15 protein-coding genes are annotated in these 16,687 nt (G+C 62.7%); 12 read left to right on the forward strand and 3 right to left on the reverse strand.

From position 1 onward, the window contains the following. From GOEFS_RS04405 to GOEFS_RS04430, 6 genes are all read left to right on the forward strand, one after another. Window positions 1-983, forward strand: a 983-nt coding sequence (locus tag GOEFS_RS04405) for an AAA family ATPase (RefSeq protein ID WP_007316675.1), incomplete at its 5' end; no start/stop codon positions are given. Then, window positions 970-1,920: a DUF58 domain-containing protein gene (locus tag GOEFS_RS04410; RefSeq protein ID WP_007316676.1), complete on the forward strand. Its 951-nt coding sequence runs from the start codon at window positions 970-972 to the stop codon at window positions 1,918-1,920. The genes GOEFS_RS04405 and GOEFS_RS04410, both read left to right, overlap by 14 nt. A 5-nt stretch (window positions 1,921-1,925) precedes the next feature. Next, window positions 1,926-2,894, forward strand: a complete 969-nt coding sequence (locus GOEFS_RS04415; RefSeq protein ID WP_040524495.1) for a VWA domain-containing protein — start codon at window positions 1,926-1,928, stop codon at window positions 2,892-2,894. Window positions 2,895-2,962: 68 nt separating this feature from the next. Beyond that, the gene (gene fabG1 / locus GOEFS_RS04420) at window positions 2,963-3,700 is read left to right on the forward strand and encodes a 3-oxoacyl-ACP reductase FabG1 (protein WP_007316678.1); all 738 of its coding nucleotides are present in this window, start codon (window positions 2,963-2,965) and stop codon (window positions 3,698-3,700) included. Between the two features lie 48 nt (window positions 3,701-3,748). Beyond that, complete coding sequence (inhA, locus tag GOEFS_RS04425; RefSeq protein ID WP_007316679.1) at window positions 3,749-4,588, forward strand: NADH-dependent enoyl-ACP reductase InhA; 840 nt, start codon at window positions 3,749-3,751, stop codon at window positions 4,586-4,588. 11 nt (window positions 4,589-4,599) lie between these two features. Further along, window positions 4,600-5,706 (forward strand): ferrochelatase, encoded by a 1,107-nt coding sequence (locus tag GOEFS_RS04430; RefSeq protein WP_007316680.1) that lies wholly within the window; start codon window positions 4,600-4,602, stop codon window positions 5,704-5,706. Between the two features lie 196 nt (window positions 5,707-5,902). On the opposite strand, the gene GOEFS_RS22320 is transcribed toward GOEFS_RS04430, so the two are convergent. Continuing rightward, window positions 5,903-6,724 (reverse strand): Rv1486c family protein, encoded by an 822-nt coding sequence (locus GOEFS_RS22320; RefSeq protein ID WP_007316681.1) that lies wholly within the window; start codon window positions 6,722-6,724, stop codon window positions 5,903-5,905. Window positions 6,725-6,763: 39 nt separating this feature from the next. Here GOEFS_RS22320 and GOEFS_RS04440 point away from each other — a divergent pair, with 39 nt between their 5' ends. The 3 genes from GOEFS_RS04440 (at window position 6,764) to GOEFS_RS04450 (ending at window position 9,627) form a co-directional block, all read left to right on the forward strand. Then, complete coding sequence (locus tag GOEFS_RS04440) at window positions 6,764-7,642, forward strand: DUF3097 domain-containing protein (RefSeq protein ID WP_040524492.1); 879 nt, start codon at window positions 6,764-6,766, stop codon at window positions 7,640-7,642. 190 nt (window positions 7,643-7,832) lie between these two features. Further along, window positions 7,833-8,261, forward strand: a complete 429-nt coding sequence (locus GOEFS_RS04445) for an NfeD family protein (RefSeq protein WP_007316683.1) — start codon at window positions 7,833-7,835, stop codon at window positions 8,259-8,261. 37 nt (window positions 8,262-8,298) lie between these two features. Next, complete coding sequence (locus GOEFS_RS04450) at window positions 8,299-9,627, forward strand: SPFH domain-containing protein (RefSeq protein ID WP_083837236.1); 1,329 nt, start codon at window positions 8,299-8,301, stop codon at window positions 9,625-9,627. Here GOEFS_RS04450 and GOEFS_RS04455 read toward each other — a convergent pair. Then, window positions 9,622-10,389, reverse strand: a complete 768-nt coding sequence (locus tag GOEFS_RS04455; protein ID WP_007316685.1) for an ATP-grasp domain-containing protein — start codon at window positions 10,387-10,389, stop codon at window positions 9,622-9,624. The two genes, GOEFS_RS04450 and GOEFS_RS04455, sit on opposite strands and share 6 nt — an antisense overlap. Before the next feature lie 4 nt (window positions 10,390-10,393). Next, on the reverse strand, window positions 10,394-11,119 hold the full coding sequence (locus GOEFS_RS04460; RefSeq protein ID WP_007316686.1) for a TVP38/TMEM64 family protein: 726 nt from the start codon (window positions 11,117-11,119) through the stop codon (window positions 10,394-10,396). A 189-nt stretch (window positions 11,120-11,308) separates the two neighbouring features. On the opposite strand from GOEFS_RS04460, the gene GOEFS_RS04465 reads away from it, so the two are divergent. The 3 genes from GOEFS_RS04465 to meaB are packed head-to-tail and all read left to right on the forward strand — an operon-like array spanning window position 11,309 to window position 16,512. Then, window positions 11,309-13,216, forward strand: coding sequence for a methylmalonyl-CoA mutase family protein (locus GOEFS_RS04465; RefSeq protein ID WP_007316687.1), 1,908 nt, complete (start codon window positions 11,309-11,311; stop codon window positions 13,214-13,216). Next, the gene (gene scpA / locus GOEFS_RS04470) at window positions 13,213-15,525 is read left to right on the forward strand and encodes a methylmalonyl-CoA mutase (protein WP_007316688.1); all 2,313 of its coding nucleotides are present in this window, start codon (window positions 13,213-13,215) and stop codon (window positions 15,523-15,525) included. Before GOEFS_RS04465 ends, scpA begins: the two co-directional genes overlap by 4 nt. Further along, window positions 15,526-16,512, forward strand: coding sequence for a methylmalonyl Co-A mutase-associated GTPase MeaB (gene meaB, locus GOEFS_RS04475; protein ID WP_007316689.1), 987 nt, complete (start codon window positions 15,526-15,528; stop codon window positions 16,510-16,512). Window positions 16,513-16,687 lie beyond the last annotated feature (175 nt).

Consider the following 16,687-nt stretch of genomic DNA (forward strand, 5'->3'; position numbering starts at 1 on the left):
CGGTAGAAACCTTCGCGACAGTGGTCGGCGGTAGTTTCTCGCGTGTCCAGTTCACTCCCGACCTGGTTCCCACTGACCTCATCGGCACTCGTATCTATCGACAGGGCAAGGAGGAGTTCGACACCGAGCTGGGCCCGGTGGTCGCGAACTTCCTGCTGGCCGACGAGATCAACCGCGCGCCGGCCAAAGTGCAGTCCGCCCTGCTTGAGGTGATGGCTGAGCGACATGTGTCGATCGGCGGCACCACCTACCCGATGCCCGATCCGTTCCTGGTCATGGCCACCCAGAACCCGATCGAAAATGAGGGCGTTTACCCGCTGCCCGAGGCGCAACGCGACCGGTTCCTGTTCAAGGTGCATGTCGACTATCCGTCGGTCGAAGAAGAGCGCGAAATCGTCTATCGGATGGGTAACAAGCCTCCGACGGCGTCGCGGGTTCTCGATCCAGCGGCAATGCTGAGGTTGCAGGAGACCGCGGCGAATGTCTTCGTTCATCACGCGTTGGTCGACTACGTGGTTCGTGTCATCAACGCGACGCGACGTCCGCACGAGGTCGGCTTGTCCGATGTCGCGTCGTGGTTGTCGTACGGTGCGTCTCCGCGTGCGACGTTGGGTATTGTCGCCGCGGCTCGCGCGCTCGCTCTAGTTCGCGGTCGCGACTATGTCATCCCGCAGGACGTGGTGGAAATTGTGCCCGACGTGCTGCGTCATCGACTGGTGTTGAGCTATGACGCACTCGCGGACAGCGTCGACGCCGACCAGGTCATCACCCGGGTGTTGCAGACGATCGGGTTGCCGCAGGTCAGTGCGCAACCGGTGACTCCGGGGTATCCCGCCCCGCAGGGGCAGCCGCCGTCGGCAGGCGTCACACCGGCTGGTGGGCAGCGGCCACCGGCCGTGTCGCCGTCGGCGAATAATGTCGGGGCGCCCGTGACCGGGCAACCATCCGGCTTCACCGCACCGGGAAACAATGCCGGACGCTAAGGACGCGAACAGCCAGCTTCCGTCGTTCGGCACGGGACTGCTCGAAGACCCGAAGCTGAGCGCCGCGCTGCGGACCCTTGAGCTGTCGGTCCGCCGCAAGCTCGACGGCGTCTTGCAGGGTGAGCACTTGGGCTTGATTCCCGGTCCGGGGTCGGAACCGGGGGAGGCTCGCGTCTATCAGCCCGGCGACGATATTCGGCGGATGGAATGGTCAGTGACCGCGCGCACGACACAACCTCATGTGCGTCAGATGATTGCCGATCGTGAGTTGGAGACGTGGCTGCTCGTCGACGTTTCGGCGAGCCTTGATTTCGGCACGGTGAATTGCACTAAACGAGACCTCGCAGTCGCCGCGTCCGCGGCGATGGTGCATCTGACCGCAGGTGGCGGCAATCGGATTGGCGCGGTCATCATCACCGGCGACAAGGTAGTCCGCGTGCCGGCCCGAGGCGGGCGCGCTCACGCTCAGAACTTGCTGAAAACCATTGCGACGACACGACGTTCAGGTGCGAACGTCCGTGGCGACTTGCGCGAGGGACTCGAGGCATTGCGTCGTCCGGAACGACGACGTGGGCTGGTTGTGGTGATCAGCGATTTCCTCGGGCCGATCACGTGGGACCGTCCACTACGGGCGCTCGGCGGGCATCACGAGTTGCTGGCGGTCGAGGTGCTCGATCCGCGCGACCTGGATTTGCCCGACGTCGGAGAGATTCGACTTGCCGACGCCGAGTCCGGCGACGTGCGTGACATCGTTATCACCGACACCGTCCGCCGGGATTTCGCAGCCGCCGCGCATGAACATTCTCAGCAGGTGCAGCGGGAGTTTCGCAGTTGTGGCGGGCCGACGTTGAGACTGCGCACCGATCGTGACTGGATCACCGACACCGTTCGTTTCGTCGCGCAGCGTCGTCGCGGGCTGGCTGCCGGGGTGGGGTGATCTGGGTGTTCTCCAACGCGTGGTACCTGCTGTTTTTGCTCGTAATCGTCGCGCTCGCGGTGTTTTACGTCTACATCATCCGACGTCGCAAGCAGCGAGCGTATCGCTTCGCGAATCTCGATCTGCTCAATAAGGTTGCGCCGCAACAGCGCAACCGGTTCGAGCATGTTCCGATCGCGGTCTTGCTGGTGTCGTTGATCCTGCTGACGATCGCCATGGCGGGTCCGCAGAGCGATCGCAAAGTTCCTCGCGACAAGGCGACCGTGGTGCTGGTGATCGACGTTTCTCGGTCGATGAACTCGACGGACGTCGCGCCCTCACGGATAAAGGCCGCGCAGTCGGCGGCGAAGAAATTCGCGGACGATCTCACCGATGGAATCAACCTCGGATTAATTTCCTTCGCCGGCACCGCGTCGACGCTGGTGTCGCCGACGCCGGATCACAACGCCACCAAGGTCGCGGTAGACAAACTTCAACTCGCCGACAAGACCGCAACCGGTGAAGGCATCTTCGCCGCGCTCCAGCAGATAAAAACCCTCAATGCTGTTCTCGGGGGTGACAACGCGGCACCGCCAGCGCATATCGTGTTGCTCTCCGACGGTAAGCAGACTGTCCCGGACCGTCCCGATGATCCGCGCGGCGGTTTCACCGCGGCTCGAAAAGCCGCGGAAGATCGGGTTCCGGTGTCGACGATTTCGTTCGGCACTAAGACCGGCACATTAATGCTTGATGGCGAGCTGATCGATGTTCCCGTCGATGACCCGTCGCTGAAGAAGATCGCCAATCTGGCGCATGGCACCTTCTTCACCGCGTCGAGCCTTGACGAACTGAATAAGGTCTACGAATCGTTGCAACGCCAGATCGGCTACGAAATGAGACGCGGCGATAATTCGAGGCCGTGGTTGATTTGGGGTAGCCTGCTTGCCGTTCTCTCCGCCGCACTCGCGCTGACGATTAATCGTCGTCTCCCGTAACTCGCGGTGACCCGTTACGTGCGCCCTGCCGTCGGCGCCCACTACCTCTACCGATAGGTTCTTCCACTATGGCTGACACAACCGACACCCCGACTCAGAAGTCCCGATCGGTGCTCGTCACCGGCGGTAACCGCGGCATCGGACTGGCCGTTGCGCGCAAGCTCGCGCAGGACGGTCATAAGGTCGCGGTGACGCACCGTGGTTCGGGTGCCCCGGACGGCCTCTTCGGCGTGCAATGCGATGTCACCGACAACGACTCGGTGACGCGGGCGTTCAAAGAGGTTGCCGAACATCAAGGGCCGGTTGAGGTTTTGGTGTCCAACGCGGGTATCACCGACGACACTCTGGTGATGCGGATGGATGTCGAGCAGTTCGAGACGGTGGTCAACGCCAACCTGACCGGCGCGTTCCGGGTCACCAAAGCGGCAACCCGCGACATGTTGAAGAATCGATGGGGGCGGTTCATCTACCTGGGCTCGGTGGTTGCGCTGATGGGCACACCGGGACAGGCCAACTATGCGTCGTCGAAGGCCGGTGTCATCGGTTTGGCCCGCTCGGTGACCCGTGAACTCGGCAGCCGCAACATCACCGCGAATGTCGTCGCACCGGGACTCATCGATACCGACATGACGCGCGCATTGCCGGCCGAATACACCGAGACCGCCGTCAAGCAGGCCATCCCGGCCAAGCGGATGGGGCAACCGGAGGACGTCGCGGCCGTCGTCTCATTCCTGGCTTCCGACGCCGCCGGTTACGTGACTGGCAACGTGATCAACGTCGACGGCGGACTGGGCATGGGTCACTAGACCCCGCACTCTCGCCAGATATTCTGACCCCCGATTTCAGGAGCACCCATGACCGGCATTCTCGACGGCAAGACAGTACTTATCACGGGCATCATCACTGACGCTTCGATCGCCTTTCACACCGCGAAGGTCGCCCAGGAACAGGGCGCCAAGGTGATCATCACCGGCATCCCGGATCGGCTGCGGTTGATCGACCGTATCGCCAAGCGTTTGCCGAGCGAAGTGCCGCCGGCCATTCCCCTCGACGCGACCGACGAGGAGTATTTGGGCGCGCTCGCTGACAAGGTTCGTGAGTTGGCGCCGGAAGGCCTCGACGGTGTGGTGCACTCGATCGCGTTCGCGCCGCGCACCCTGATGGGACCAGAAGCCCTGCCGTTCCTGGACGGCCCGGGACCCGACGTCGCTAAGTCGTTCGAGATCTCCGCATGGAGTTATGCCTCGCTGGCTCGCGCCGTGCTGCCCGTGATGAACGAGCATGGCTCGATCGTCGGAATGGATTTCGACCCCCGCACCGCCCTGCCGGATTACAACTGGATGGGTGTGGCCAAGGCGGCGCTGGAGTCGGTCAACCGGTACGTCGCGCGCGAAGTGGGTTACGCGAAGAAGATCCGCTCCAACCTCGTCGCCGCCGGACCGATCAAAACGCTTGCCGCGAAGGCGATTTCGGGTACGGCCACCGATGATGCCAAGAAGCTGAATATGCTCAACACCTACTGGGACGGTGCGTCGCCGATCGGCTGGGACGTCAACGATCCGGGCAAGGTCGGCACCAGCGTGGTGACCCTCCTGTCGGACTTCCTGCCGGCGACCACCGGGTCGATCGTCTACGTCGACGGCGGTGCGAGCCACAACACCTGGTTCCCGGAGAACTTCCTGGACCAGGCCTGACGTCTGCCGCGATGTCTGTCGACTTCGACTCGATCCTGTTCCTGTCCTTCGGTGGACCGGATAAGCCCGACGATGTGCGTCCGTTCCTGGAGAACGTGACGCGAGGCCGCGGCGTGCCACCGGAGCGACTGGACGAGGTGGCGCAGCACTATCTGCATTTCGGTGGAGTCTCGCCGATCAATGAGCTGAACTTGGCCATGATCGAGTCGCTTCGAGCCGAATTGGCTTCGCGCGCAATCGATCTGCCGGTGTATTTCGGCAATCGCAACTGGCATCCGATGGTCGAGGACACCGTCGCGCAGATGTACGACGCGGGTCATCGTCGGGTGCTGGTCTTTCCGACGTCGGCGTGGGGCGGCTATTCCGGCTGCGCGCAGTATCACGAGGATATCGGCCGGGCATTAGCCGCGCTCGGCGATCGGGCGGCCGGCATGGTGTTACGCAAACTACCGCAGTACTGGTTCGAGTCGCTCTTCGTCGATGCCGCGGCCGACTCCGTACGTCGGGCGGCTGCGTCGCTATCGGGGGAGTTCACGCCCCGGCTGGTGTTCACCGCGCATTCGATTCCTGATGCGGCAGACCGTAATTCGGGTCCATCCGGCGCCGATTGGGCACTCACGGGGTTGCCAGCGTCGGAGGATGGCGGTCGCCTTTACAGCGGGCAGGTGCTAGCGACAGCGCAGCGCGTGGCCGCTGCCGCGAGTTTCGGCGACTTCGATCAGGTGTGGCAGTCGAGGTCGGGGCCACCGCAGATCCCGTGGCTTGAGCCCGACATCGTCGATCATTTGGAAGCGATTGCCGCACAAGGAGTTCGGTCGGTGATCGTGAGTCCGATCGGATTCGTCTCCGACCACCTCGAGGTGGTGTGGGATCTCGACAACGAAGCGCGGGAGAAGGCCGCTGAGTTGGGGCTGGAATACGTGCGGGCCGACAGCGTCGGAACAGACCCCCGATTTGTCGCGATGGCGGTCGATCTGATCGAGAACTATCGGAGCGGTGAACTGCCGTCCGAGGTCCCGCTTGGCGTGGGGGATAACGGAACTTACTGCGCCGGCGGAAAATGCTGTCAGGCGCCGGCGCGACGGCCTAATCCTGTTCGGTCCGCGAGTAGTAGCTAAGGATTTCGGCGGCCGACTGATTTCTGCGGGGATAGCCCCGGCGAGGGAGATGCTCCCTCGGCGTCGATGACGCTGCAGGTTTGAGTCGTGCCTGTTGCCGACCAGTTTCTGCACCGGCAGCCCCGCCAAGGCGATATCCCCTCGGCGGACGCCAGACAGCAGACTTCAGCCCGTATCCTTTTGCGAGCCAATGTAACTACTCGCCGGGTGCGCCCAGCAGTTCGATGATCAGCGCGTTCACGCCGACAGTCACGGCGCGACGCGTGATCGCACGCAGCTCGCGGATCTGTGCGTCGCCACCATCGCCCTGACGCGCGGTCAATCCGAAGGTGGCACCGCGAGCGGAGGCGACATCGAGGATGGCGTCGATGCGTCCGGCCTGGGCGAGTAGATTGTCGATCCGCGAACTGTCATGTGGCGGAAGCGTTACGGTACGACGTTCGACGGCTGCGGCGAGTTCGAGTCGCAGCGTGTCCTTGCTGCCCGACGACATCGACGGTAGATCGCTCAGGACGTCGGCGGCTGTTCGAGTGGCTTCTTTGAGATCGCGGGCGGCGGTGCCCACCTGGAAGTCGGTGAGCGCGGTGGCAGGTTCCTCGAATTGTGCTACGTGCCAACTTAACTGGTCGCCCAACTGCCGACCGGGAAATAGGAGAGTCGGTGCGACGTCGTCGGGAGTGGTGAGCAGCAGTACTTCGCCAGCGCGCATGACCTGCCGCGCGATCACGCCCGGAGGTAGTCCGTGTGGGTCGCCGGGCGCAGGCAGGCGAAGTTCGACGAAGGTCGCTGACTGCAGGAGCGTAAGGATCTCGGTGGTGCCGGTGTCACCGGCGGCCAGCGGATCGGTCGCATCATCGTCGATGTCGGTGATTAAACGATGCCGCGGGGCGATCGCCGTGAGGGTGTCGAGGACGGCATCGGCGGAGCATTCGCCGGCCAGCCATGCGGCTGCCCAGGCGCCCAGCGTGGCCGTCGGGCGGAGCAGTGATAAAGATTCAGAAGCGTTGGCGCGAGTCATCGTTGGTCTACTTTACTCCGGCCATTAGTGTGATCCAGCGTGCCCGATCAATCATCCCGGCGTCGACTCGATGACCGTTACGGACGCGACGTCTTGTCGTCGTCGAGCCCTAGTTCCAGCGCCCAACGTCGTCAGCGTGCCGATCCGCCGATGCTCGTCGCCGAACGCGGAGTCGTCGTTGAGGATGCGGCTTCGGGATACTGCGGTGCCGTCGTTGGATTCGAGAAGTCGTACGACGGATTATTCGTGCGACTGGAGGATAGACACGGCGGTACCCGAATCTTTGCGATGCGGAAGGGAGCTTTCCTCGTCGATGGCGAGCCGGTGACGCTTAAACGTCCTGCGGCGCAGGCAAGTCAACCGGTTCCGACGCGAACCGCGTCGGGGTCGCGAGTGGTTCCGGCTCAACGGGCGCGGACGGCGCGGGCCAGCCGCCTGTTCGTCGAGGGGGTGCACGATGCCACGCTCGTGGAACGGGTGTGGGGCGACGACCTGCGTGCGGAAGGCGTTGTCGTGGTCAGTCTCGACGGTTTGGATAATCTCGACGCCGCCCTCGTCGAGTTCGGTCCGGCGCCGCATCGTCGGGCGGGAGTGTTGGTAGACCACCTCGTGGCCGGGTCGAAAGAGGAGCGGTTGACCCAACGTCTACCCGACAACGTGCTGGTTACCGGACATCCCTATATCGATGTGTGGGAGGCGGTGAAGCCAGCGTCGGTAAAGATCGCGGCGTGGCCGACGATCCCGCGCGGCATCGACTGGAAGACTGGAATCTGTAACGAATTGGGCTGGGGCACACCGCAAGACGGTTGGCGGCGGGTCCTGGCGGGAGTATCGAGTTTCAAAGACATCGAGGTCCCGTTACTGCGCTGCGTCGAAGAACTCATTGACTATGTGACCGCCGCACCGGGAGATGAATAGGTGCCCGACGGTGCGTCTGCGCAGATCCTGCTGACCTAGATTCTCGCTCAGGACTACCCCACAGGATTTTCGAGGGACACGACAATTATTGACGTCTACGCGACTCCACGGCGGGGCTACCTCGGGTACGGACCGCGATGTCGACGAAATCTGTGATCGGCTTCACGCTCATTAGTGGCAAACTGGACGCATGAGTGCGCTCGTGTGGTTGGTTATGGGCATCGTTCTGGTCATCGCTGAGATGTTCGGTGGTGAGCTAGTGCTGCTCATGCTGGCTGGCGGTGCTTTCGCCGCTGCTGGAGTCGAGGTTGCCGTCGACCCGCCGCTATGGGTCGATCTCGTTGTCTTCTCGGCGGTTTCCGTACTTCTGCTGGCGGCGGTGCGGCCGATAGCTAGGCGTCACCTATTGACCCGGCCGCACGTGCTCACGAACACCGAGGCATTACCGGGGCAAGAGGCGCTAGTTCTCGAGCGAGTGGATTACCGCGACGGTCGGGTGAAAATTGGTGGCGAGATCTGGTCAGCGCGCGCCGATCGACCCGCGGAGGTGTTCGAAGCGGGGGCCCATGTACTGGTAGTGGAGATTGACGGTGCGACCGCGGTAGTCGCGGGTAATTGATTTCAGACGATGTTCGACTAAGGAGAGACCCGTGGACATTGCCATACTCGTTGTGGTCGGCCTGATTGTGTTACTGGTGGCGGTCGCGCTGCTCAAATCGGTTGCCCTCATCCCGCAAGCCGAGGCAGCCGTCATCGAACGACTGGGGCGCTATACGCGAACCGTCTCGGGGCAGCTGACCTTGCTGTTGCCGTTCATCGACCGGATCCGAGCACGGGTCGACATCCGTGAACGCGTCGTGTCATTCCCGCCGCAACCGGTGATCACCGAAGACAACTTGACCCTCGGCATCGACACCGTCGTATATTTCCAAGTCACCAATCCGCAGGCGGCGGTCTACGAAATCAACGACTACATCATCGGCGTCGAACAGCTGACGATCACGACGCTGCGAAACGTCGTCGGCGGCATGACTCTCGAAGAAACACTGACGAGCCGTGACTCGATCAATGCCCAACTCCGCGGCGTACTCGATGAGGCGACCGGCCGCTGGGGGCTGCGCGTCGCACGTGTTGAGTTGAAGTCGATCATGCCGCCGCCATCGATCCAGGAATCGATGGAAAAGCAGATGAAGGCCGATCGTGAGAAGCGCGCGATCATCCTGACCGCCGAAGGACAGCGCGAGGCGGTCATTAAGACCGCCGAGGGCAGCAAGCAGAGTCAGATTCTCGCTGCCGAAGGCGCCAAACAAGCTGCGATTCTCGCCGCCGAGGCCGATCGTCAGTCCCGCATCCTGCGAGCACAGGGTGACCGCGGCGCCCAGTACCTGCGTGCCCAGGGCGAAGCCAAGGCGATCGAGAAGACATTCGCGGCGATCAAAGCAGCCAAACCCACGCCCGAGTTGCTGGCCTACCAGTATCTACAGCAGCTGCCGGAAATGGCGAAAGGGGAGGCCAGCAAGGTGTGGGTGGTGCCGTCCGACTTTGGCTCGGCACTTCAGGGATTTGCGAAATCCTTTGGGGCACAAGGGGAGGACGGCGTCTTCCGATACGAAGCACCGGCCTTTGAAGCGCAGCCGGTCGACGACTCGGAGACCGACGATTGGTTTTCCCTCACCTCAGATCCCGCAGTCGCGAAAGCGGTCGCCGAAGCGGAGGCCGTCGCACGCACACCAGTGGACGGTCCGCCGCTCACCCCGTCGATCTCACCGTCGGGGCAAGCTGCCCCACCGGCAGCGGCGAATATCCCACCCGCACCGCAGGTTCCCATCGGCGACTATGCTGCTGGTCCGCAGCAGCCGGTGTATCCCGTCAGCCCGCCGCAACAGGGCTACTTCCAGGGTGGCGCGAGTGAGGGAGCGCCGGGCGAGGGAACCGCTCGCCATTCGGCAGACCCGTCGGGCTGGCCATCACAAGGGCAGTCATAACTGCGGACCCTCAACGCGTACTCGCCGAAGCAGAATCGGATCGGGCACCCACATCGCGTTAGCGTCCGACGTGAACTCGCACTGTAGTGCCTGCTTTACATTCTCTGTCGAGAGTGAGTACCAGTTCGCGCACCAGATGGGATTTGCTTCGATGATCGTTAGGTCGCCGGTCGTCGTGATGCCGACATCGAGCATGTACGACGCCGGCAGATGGCCGGGATCGGACTGTGCTGCGGCAGAAGCGAATTCCTCGATGTCGCGGAACGTCGGCAGCTTCGTCTCGATACTGCGAGATGCGCGCACATACTGACTCGAGTCGATCGCGGTGCCGTCGACTATCAGCACTCGCCATTCTTCGACGAGGTCGATCAACTCGGACACGATAGTCCACGAATCGAGCGCGTCAAGGGCCACAAGCGACTGTCGAAGGCCGTCCTCGGTGCCCGATCCGGCGGGCAATTCGGCGACCTTCGCATCGGCGAGCTTGACGAAGGCGGGCGTATCCGTCGATGTGAGGTCACGACCTCGACACAAGCGCACGGTTCGTTTCAAGAACTGATCCCCGAACGCTAGGGGCCAGTGAAGAGTAGAGGTCAGCGGATACGGCCGCCCGGCGGCGTAAGCTCGGGCCACATAGTGCTCGGGAATCCACATGAAAGTATCGGGCGGCAACGGGTGGGGAAGGTCGGCGGCGGTCTTCTGCTTCGCTCCAAGCGCTTGCGCGATCCAGGGTTTGTTAGTTACTGCGAGGTAGTTCGTCATAGCGCTAGGTGGCGTCCACCGACAACTGCTCCCGCTTGTCCTTGGGGACCGGCAGAATCGCATCGACGATCAGGCCGAAAATGCCCAGTCCGAAGAACACCACCGTCGAGGCCATCAACCAAAAGTTGACATTGCCTGCCAGGGCGTCGCCGAGAAATACGACGGCGGCGGTGCCGGGTGCCATTCCCACGACGGTCGCGAGCGTGAAAGGCAGCAGTCGAACCGAAGACAAGGCCGAGCAGTAATTGGCTAGCGCGAATGGGCAGGCAGCGATAAGCCGAAGCGAGCCGACGGCGAGCCAACCGCGACGGCTTAGTCGTGCTTCAACGGCACGGGCCACTGGCCTACGGAGGTACGGCTGCACCCGGTTCCGGCCAATGGCGCGCACCAGCAAGAATGACGTGACCGCCGCGACTGTCGAGGCGGTTATCGCCCCGATGAATCCAATGGCCGGTCCAAAGAGCAAGCCGGACATCACCGTAAACGCGGACCGCGGGATGGGGAAGATCGTGATCACCGCGTACAGCGTGAAAAACACGTATGGGAACCAGGCACCAAGACCCTCGCCCCACTCACGGACCCCGTCCGCCGACGGCATCAATATCGCGTAGGGACCAATGAAAATCAATATGACGATCACACCCACGAGAACCCGACGCTTCACCGTCGAACGGATGTCGGCGGCCAGCACAGCATCGCTGCCCGTCGGGTGTTGCTGCTGTGATGTCACCGGGACGACTTTACTAGTCAGTACCTGGGAGACCTCATCTGTCGGGGGCGCCGCACGAGACCTGAGTCACCAGCCGAGCGTTCGATCGGCTATCGTTCACAGCGAGCGCGAAGCCATAGTCGGCCGGGCGTGACAGACCAACAGGTAGTGGACCCGCCGCCCGGGTCGGCGAGGACGAGGTGCGAGCTAATGAGCGAACCGCTAGACGCGCTCTACGAGAAGTGGTCGGCATCGGCCGCGCAAGTACTGGCCAAAAGCAAACGCGTCGACGTCGAGCAATTGGCCGGAACGCCCGCTGAACTGCTGGCTGTGCGCACTCGCGATGACTTAGTCATCGATCCGCTCTATACGAGGCGCGACGAGACGCCCGAGCCAGGCCTGCCGGGCAGTTTCCCGTTCGTTCGTGGCGCCGACGCCACGCGTGACGTTGTGCAAGGATGGCGCGTTACCGAGCGGCATGGCGATGACGCACAGGGTGCGTCCGAGGTCAACGAAGCGATTTTGGACGCCTTCAACAGCGGGGCGAGTGGATTATGGCTCCATGTTGGCAACGGTGTCACATCCGACAACCTCGCCGATGTTTTCACCGGGGTATACCTTGACCTGATTCCGGTCACTCTCGATGCTGGCGCCGATGGTGTTGTCGCCGCCCAGGCATTCCTCGACGTCAAGGCAGCGTCGGCCGACGCGCCGAGGAGTGTCACGCCGACCGTCGCAACCATTGCGTCCCTTGGATTTTCACCGCTAACGGCGGCCTACTCGGGGCGTATCGATGTTGACGACGTCGAAGCTACGGCGTTCGCAGCCAAGACGGTCAGCGCGCTTAATGGGGTCCGGGCGTTCCGTCTCGACGGCACTGACTTCGCCACCGCTGGAGCCACTGACGCGCAGGAGCTGGGTTATCTCGTCGCGGCAGGCCTGGCGCATGTCCGCGACCTCGTCGGTGCCGGGTTGACCGAGTCAGAAGCGTTGCGGCAGATCACCTTTGCGGTGTCGATCGATGACGATCAGTTCGGGGTAACAGCGAAATTGCGTGCGATGCGCAAGGTATGGTCGCGTGTCGCGCAGGTGATCGGCGCTCCCGACGATGGTGCCGCGGTAATCCACGCCGTTACTGATTTGTCGATGCTGACTCAGCGTGATCCGTGGGTAAATATGTTGCGTACCACCGTCGCCGCCTTCGGTGCCGGTGTCGGTGGGGCCGACCAGGTGACCGTTCTCGGCTATGACGCTGCTATTCCGATCGCTCAGCGCACTTCAAAGGCAAGCTTTTCCCGGCGCATCGCCCGCAATACCCAACTGCTTCTGCTTGAGGAGTCGAATATCGGGCGGGTGCTCGACCCGGCGGGCGGTTCGTGGTTCGTCGAATCGCTTACCGCCGACCTTGCGCAGGCGGCGTGGTCGGTACTGCAGAATGTCGAACGCGCGGGCGGATATCGAAAGGCGCTGGCAGACAATATCATCGCTGACGCTATCGCTGCGGCTCGTGCCACCCGCGACGAGGACGTCGCTCACCGCAGGACGTCGGTGACGGGTGTCAACGAGTTCCCGAACCTCGGCGAGCGGCCGCTGGACCGTGCCGCCGTGACCACCGACTTGGAACTCGCCACGCCCAGATTGGCCCGGGTAGCCCAGGCTTTCGAGGAATTGCGCGACCGTTCCGACGCTGTCCTCGCGACCACCGGTGTACGGCCGTCGATTGAGCTAGTGCCGCTTGGCACGGTTGCCGAACATAACGGCCGCACTACATTCGTGGCCAATTTGCTGGCGGCAGGCGGGATTGCGGCGATAAACCCGGGGCCCGTGACGGCGCAGAGTGTGGCAGTCCAAACTCCGATCGCGGTGATTTGCGGAACCAAGGCACGATACGCCGAGGAAGGCCCAGCGGTACTCGCGGCGTTGCGCGCCAACGGGATACAGAAAGTTCTGCTCGCGGGGCCGCTCAAGGAATGGCCCGAGTCCGAATCAGATAAGCCCGACGGCTCACTGCGCGTCGGCATCGACGCCGTATCGACTTTGACAGACCTTCTCGACCAGCTAACCGGTTCGCACGGTGCCGATCCGGCCGAGTCCAATGTCGCGGGAGCGAGCGCATGACAGACACAACGAGCCCGACCACCGATATCGCCAGCTTTGCCGATGTCCCCCTTGAGGATTCGTCCGCGAATGGTGACCCTGCGGGTGATACCGCAGCGCTACTGAGTGGACTGAGCAGCACCCACGGATACACAGCCGAGCAAATCACCTGGCACACGCCCGAACAGATTGACGTCAGCCCGGTCTATACCCGTGCGGAGCGCGATGCCGTCACCACTGGGGACAATCCGTACCCCCTCGACTCCATCCCCGGTGCGGCGCCGTTCATCCGCGGCCCCTACCCGACGATGTATGTCAACCAGCCGTGGACAATTCGCCAATACGCCGGATTCTCAACTGCCGCTGAGTCGAACGCTTTCTACCGCCGCAACCTGGCAGCAGGACAGAAGGGTCTGTCGGTCGCCTTCGACCTCGCGACACACCGCGGCTACGACTCGGATCATCCGCGAGTCGGCGGCGACGTCGGTATGGCAGGTGTCGCTATCGACTCGATCCTGGATATGCGGCAGCTATTCGACGGCATCGATCTGAGCAGCGTGTCGGTCTCGATGACGATGAATGGCGCGGTACTACCGATTCTCGCGCTGTATGTTGTCGCCGCGGAGGAACAAGGCGTGCCGCCGGAGAAACTGGCGGGGACCATTCAGAACGACATCCTCAAAGAGTTCATGGTCCGCAATACCTATATCTATCCACCCGAACCGTCGATGCGGATCATCTCTGACATCTTCGGCTACACCTCGGCCCGGATGCCGAAGTTCAACTCAATCTCAATCTCCGGTTACCACATCCAAGAGGCAGGCGCCACAGCCGATTTGGAACTCGCGTACACGCTCGCCGACGGCGTCGAGTACATCCGAGCCGGCCTTGCCGCCGGACTCGACATTGACAAGTTCGCGCCTCGGCTCTCCTTCTTCTGGGGCATCGGCATGAACTTCTTCATGGAAGTGGCCAAGCTACGAGCAGCCCGCTTGCTGTGGAGCGAATTGGTTGCCCAGTTTGAACCCACGAGCAGCAAATCGCTCTCGTTGCGAACGCACTCGCAGACCTCGGGCTGGTCACTCACCGCGCAGGACGTATTCAACAATGTCGCCCGCACCTGCGTTGAGGCGATGGCAGCGACACAAGGCCACACCCAGTCGTTGCACACCAACGCACTCGACGAGGCGATTGCGTTGCCAACCGATTTCTCGGCACGTATCGCGCGTAACACCCAGCTCCTCTTGCAGCAGGAGTCGGGCACCACGCGGCCGATCGACCCGTGGGCCGGGTCGAATTACGTCGAATGGTTGACCGCGCAACTCGCGGAAAAGGCGCGCAAGCATATTGCCGAGGTGGAAGAGACCGGCGGGATGGCCCAGGCGATCAACGAAGGTCTGCCCAAGCTTCGCATCGAAGAGGCCGCGGCGCGCACACAAGCTCGCATCGACTCGGGCCAGCAGCCGCTGGTCGGCGTCAACAAGTATCAAGTCGACGAGGACGAGGAGATCGAGGTCCTCAAAGTCGAGAACTCGCAGGTTCGATCCGAGCAGTTGGCAAAGCTGAAGAAGCTTCGCGCTGAACGTGATTCAGACGCCGTCCAGACAGCACTCGCGGACCTGACGCGAGCCGCGGGCGCCACCGGCGGTGGCATGGAGAACAACCTGATGGCGCTGGCCATCGAGGCCGCTCGCCACGGTGCCACCGTCGGCGAGATTTCCGACGCGATGGAGAAGGAATTCGGCAGGCATCAGGCAGAAATCCGTACCATCAGCGGTGTGTATCGACATGAGGCTGGCAACGTGAGCAATATCGACGCGGCCACCGCCATCGTCGCGGAATTCGCGCGGGCCGAGGGGCGTCGACCGCGTGTCCTCGTCGCCAAGATGGGACAGGACGGTCACGACCGCGGACAGAAGGTAATTTCGACGGCCTTTGCCGATTTGGGCTTCGACGTCGACGTTGGCCCGTTGTTCTCCACACCCGACGAAGTGGCTAGCCAAGCAGCCGACAACGACGTACACGTGGTCGGCGTATCGTCGCTGGCCGCCGGTCACCTGACGCTAGTGCCCGCGCTGCGCGATGCACTGAAAGATGTTGGGCGAGAAGACATTATGATCGTGGTCGGCGGAGTGATCCCGCCCGGCGATTTCGATGAACTGTACGAAGCGGGTGCCGCCGCGATCTTCCCACCCGGCACCGTCATCGCTGACTCGGCCGTCGAGTTGGTCACCAAACTCGCGACCAGTCTCGGGCACGACTTGTCCGGCGACTCTGATGGCGGCTCCGGCAGCGACTCTGACGGCGGCTCCGCCGCGGCGGGGGAGTAGTTGGCGCGCGTCGTCGACCCGCAGGCACTCGCCGAAGGGGTGCTTGCTGATCGACGTGCCGACCTGGCGCGGGCAATCACCCTGGTGGAATCGTCGCGAGCCGACCACCGCGCGGCCGCGCAAGAAATGCTGCTGACCCTAACTCCCCACGCGGGCAAGTCTTTTCGTGTTGGCATCACCGGTGTGCCGGGGGTCGGAAAGTCCACGACGATCGAGGCGCTCGGCATGCGACTGATCGAACTCGGCCACAAGGTAGCTGTCCTGGCGGTTGACCCGTCCTCGAGTCGTACCGGCGGCTCCATCCTCGGCGACAAGACCAGGATGGGTCGACTGGCCGTCAATCCGAATGCCTATATCCGGCCCTCACCGACGTCGGGAACGCTGGGTGGGGTGGCCAAAGCGACCCGCGAGTCGATCGTCATCGTTGAAGCGGCTGGCTTTGATGTTGTGCTCGTGGAGACGGTCGGTGTTGGGCAGTCAGAGGTGACCGTTGCAAATATGGTGGATACCTTTTCCTTTTTGACCCTCGCACGGACCGGTGACTCATTACAGGGAATCAAAAAGGGTGTACTGGAACTCGCCGATGTCGTCGTGGTCAATAAAGCCGATGGAAAACATCAGCTCGAAGCGCGCTCGGCGGCAAGAGAATTACGCGGTGCGCTGTCGCTGATTTATCCGCATGATGCGTGCTGGCGGCCTCCGGTACTAACTATGAGTGCGTTAGAGAATACCGGCGTCGACGAGTATTGGGATGCCGTGCAGGCACACCGTCAGGCGATGGTCGACGATGGACGTTTCGACTCGCATCGCAGCGGCCAGGAGGTCCGCTGGATGTGGGCGATGGTGCACGACATCGTGCTGGCGCGGCTGGGTGAGAGCGCCGCGGTGGAGCAGGTTAGGTCGCGGGTCGAGACCGCGGTCGCAACCGGCGATCTCACGCCGGCCCTGGCCGCGCAGGAAATTCTGAACGCGTTCGACCGGCGATAGCGTCGACCGCCAACGCGGTCGGAGGCTGTGGTCCGGTGGGCACTGCAACCCGAAATCAACCTTCGCGAACTGGACTATCGAGGTCTCTACCTGCACTGATTCGGAGCCGCCTATGGCAAAGATCACAGTAGTTGGCCTCTTCGTGACGCCCCTGTTACTTTCCTAAGGATTACCT

The sequence above is a fragment of the Gordonia effusa NBRC 100432 genome (assembly GCF_000241305.1).
Lineage (GTDB): Bacteria > Actinomycetota > Actinomycetes > Mycobacteriales > Mycobacteriaceae > Gordonia > Gordonia effusa.

Coding starts and splice junctions, on each gene's coding strand:
- GOEFS_RS04410 (WP_007316676.1), top strand. CDS start 970: ATGCCGGACGCTAAGGACGCGAACAGCCAGCTTCCGTCGTTCGGCACG.
- fabG1 (WP_007316678.1), top strand. CDS start 2,963: ATGGCTGACACAACCGACACCCCGACTCAGAAGTCCCGATCGGTGCTC.
- inhA (WP_007316679.1), top strand. CDS start 3,749: ATGACCGGCATTCTCGACGGCAAGACAGTACTTATCACGGGCATCATC.
- GOEFS_RS04430 (WP_007316680.1), top strand. CDS start 4,600: ATGTCTGTCGACTTCGACTCGATCCTGTTCCTGTCCTTCGGTGGACCG.
- GOEFS_RS22320 (WP_007316681.1), bottom strand. CDS start 6,724: ATGACTCGCGCCAACGCTTCTGAATCTTTATCACTGCTCCGCCCGACG.
- GOEFS_RS04445 (WP_007316683.1), top strand. CDS start 7,833: ATGAGTGCGCTCGTGTGGTTGGTTATGGGCATCGTTCTGGTCATCGCT.
- GOEFS_RS04455 (WP_007316685.1), bottom strand. CDS start 10,389: ATGACGAACTACCTCGCAGTAACTAACAAACCCTGGATCGCGCAAGCG.
- GOEFS_RS04465 (WP_007316687.1), top strand. CDS start 11,309: ATGAGCGAACCGCTAGACGCGCTCTACGAGAAGTGGTCGGCATCGGCC.
- scpA (WP_007316688.1), top strand. CDS start 13,213: ATGACAGACACAACGAGCCCGACCACCGATATCGCCAGCTTTGCCGAT.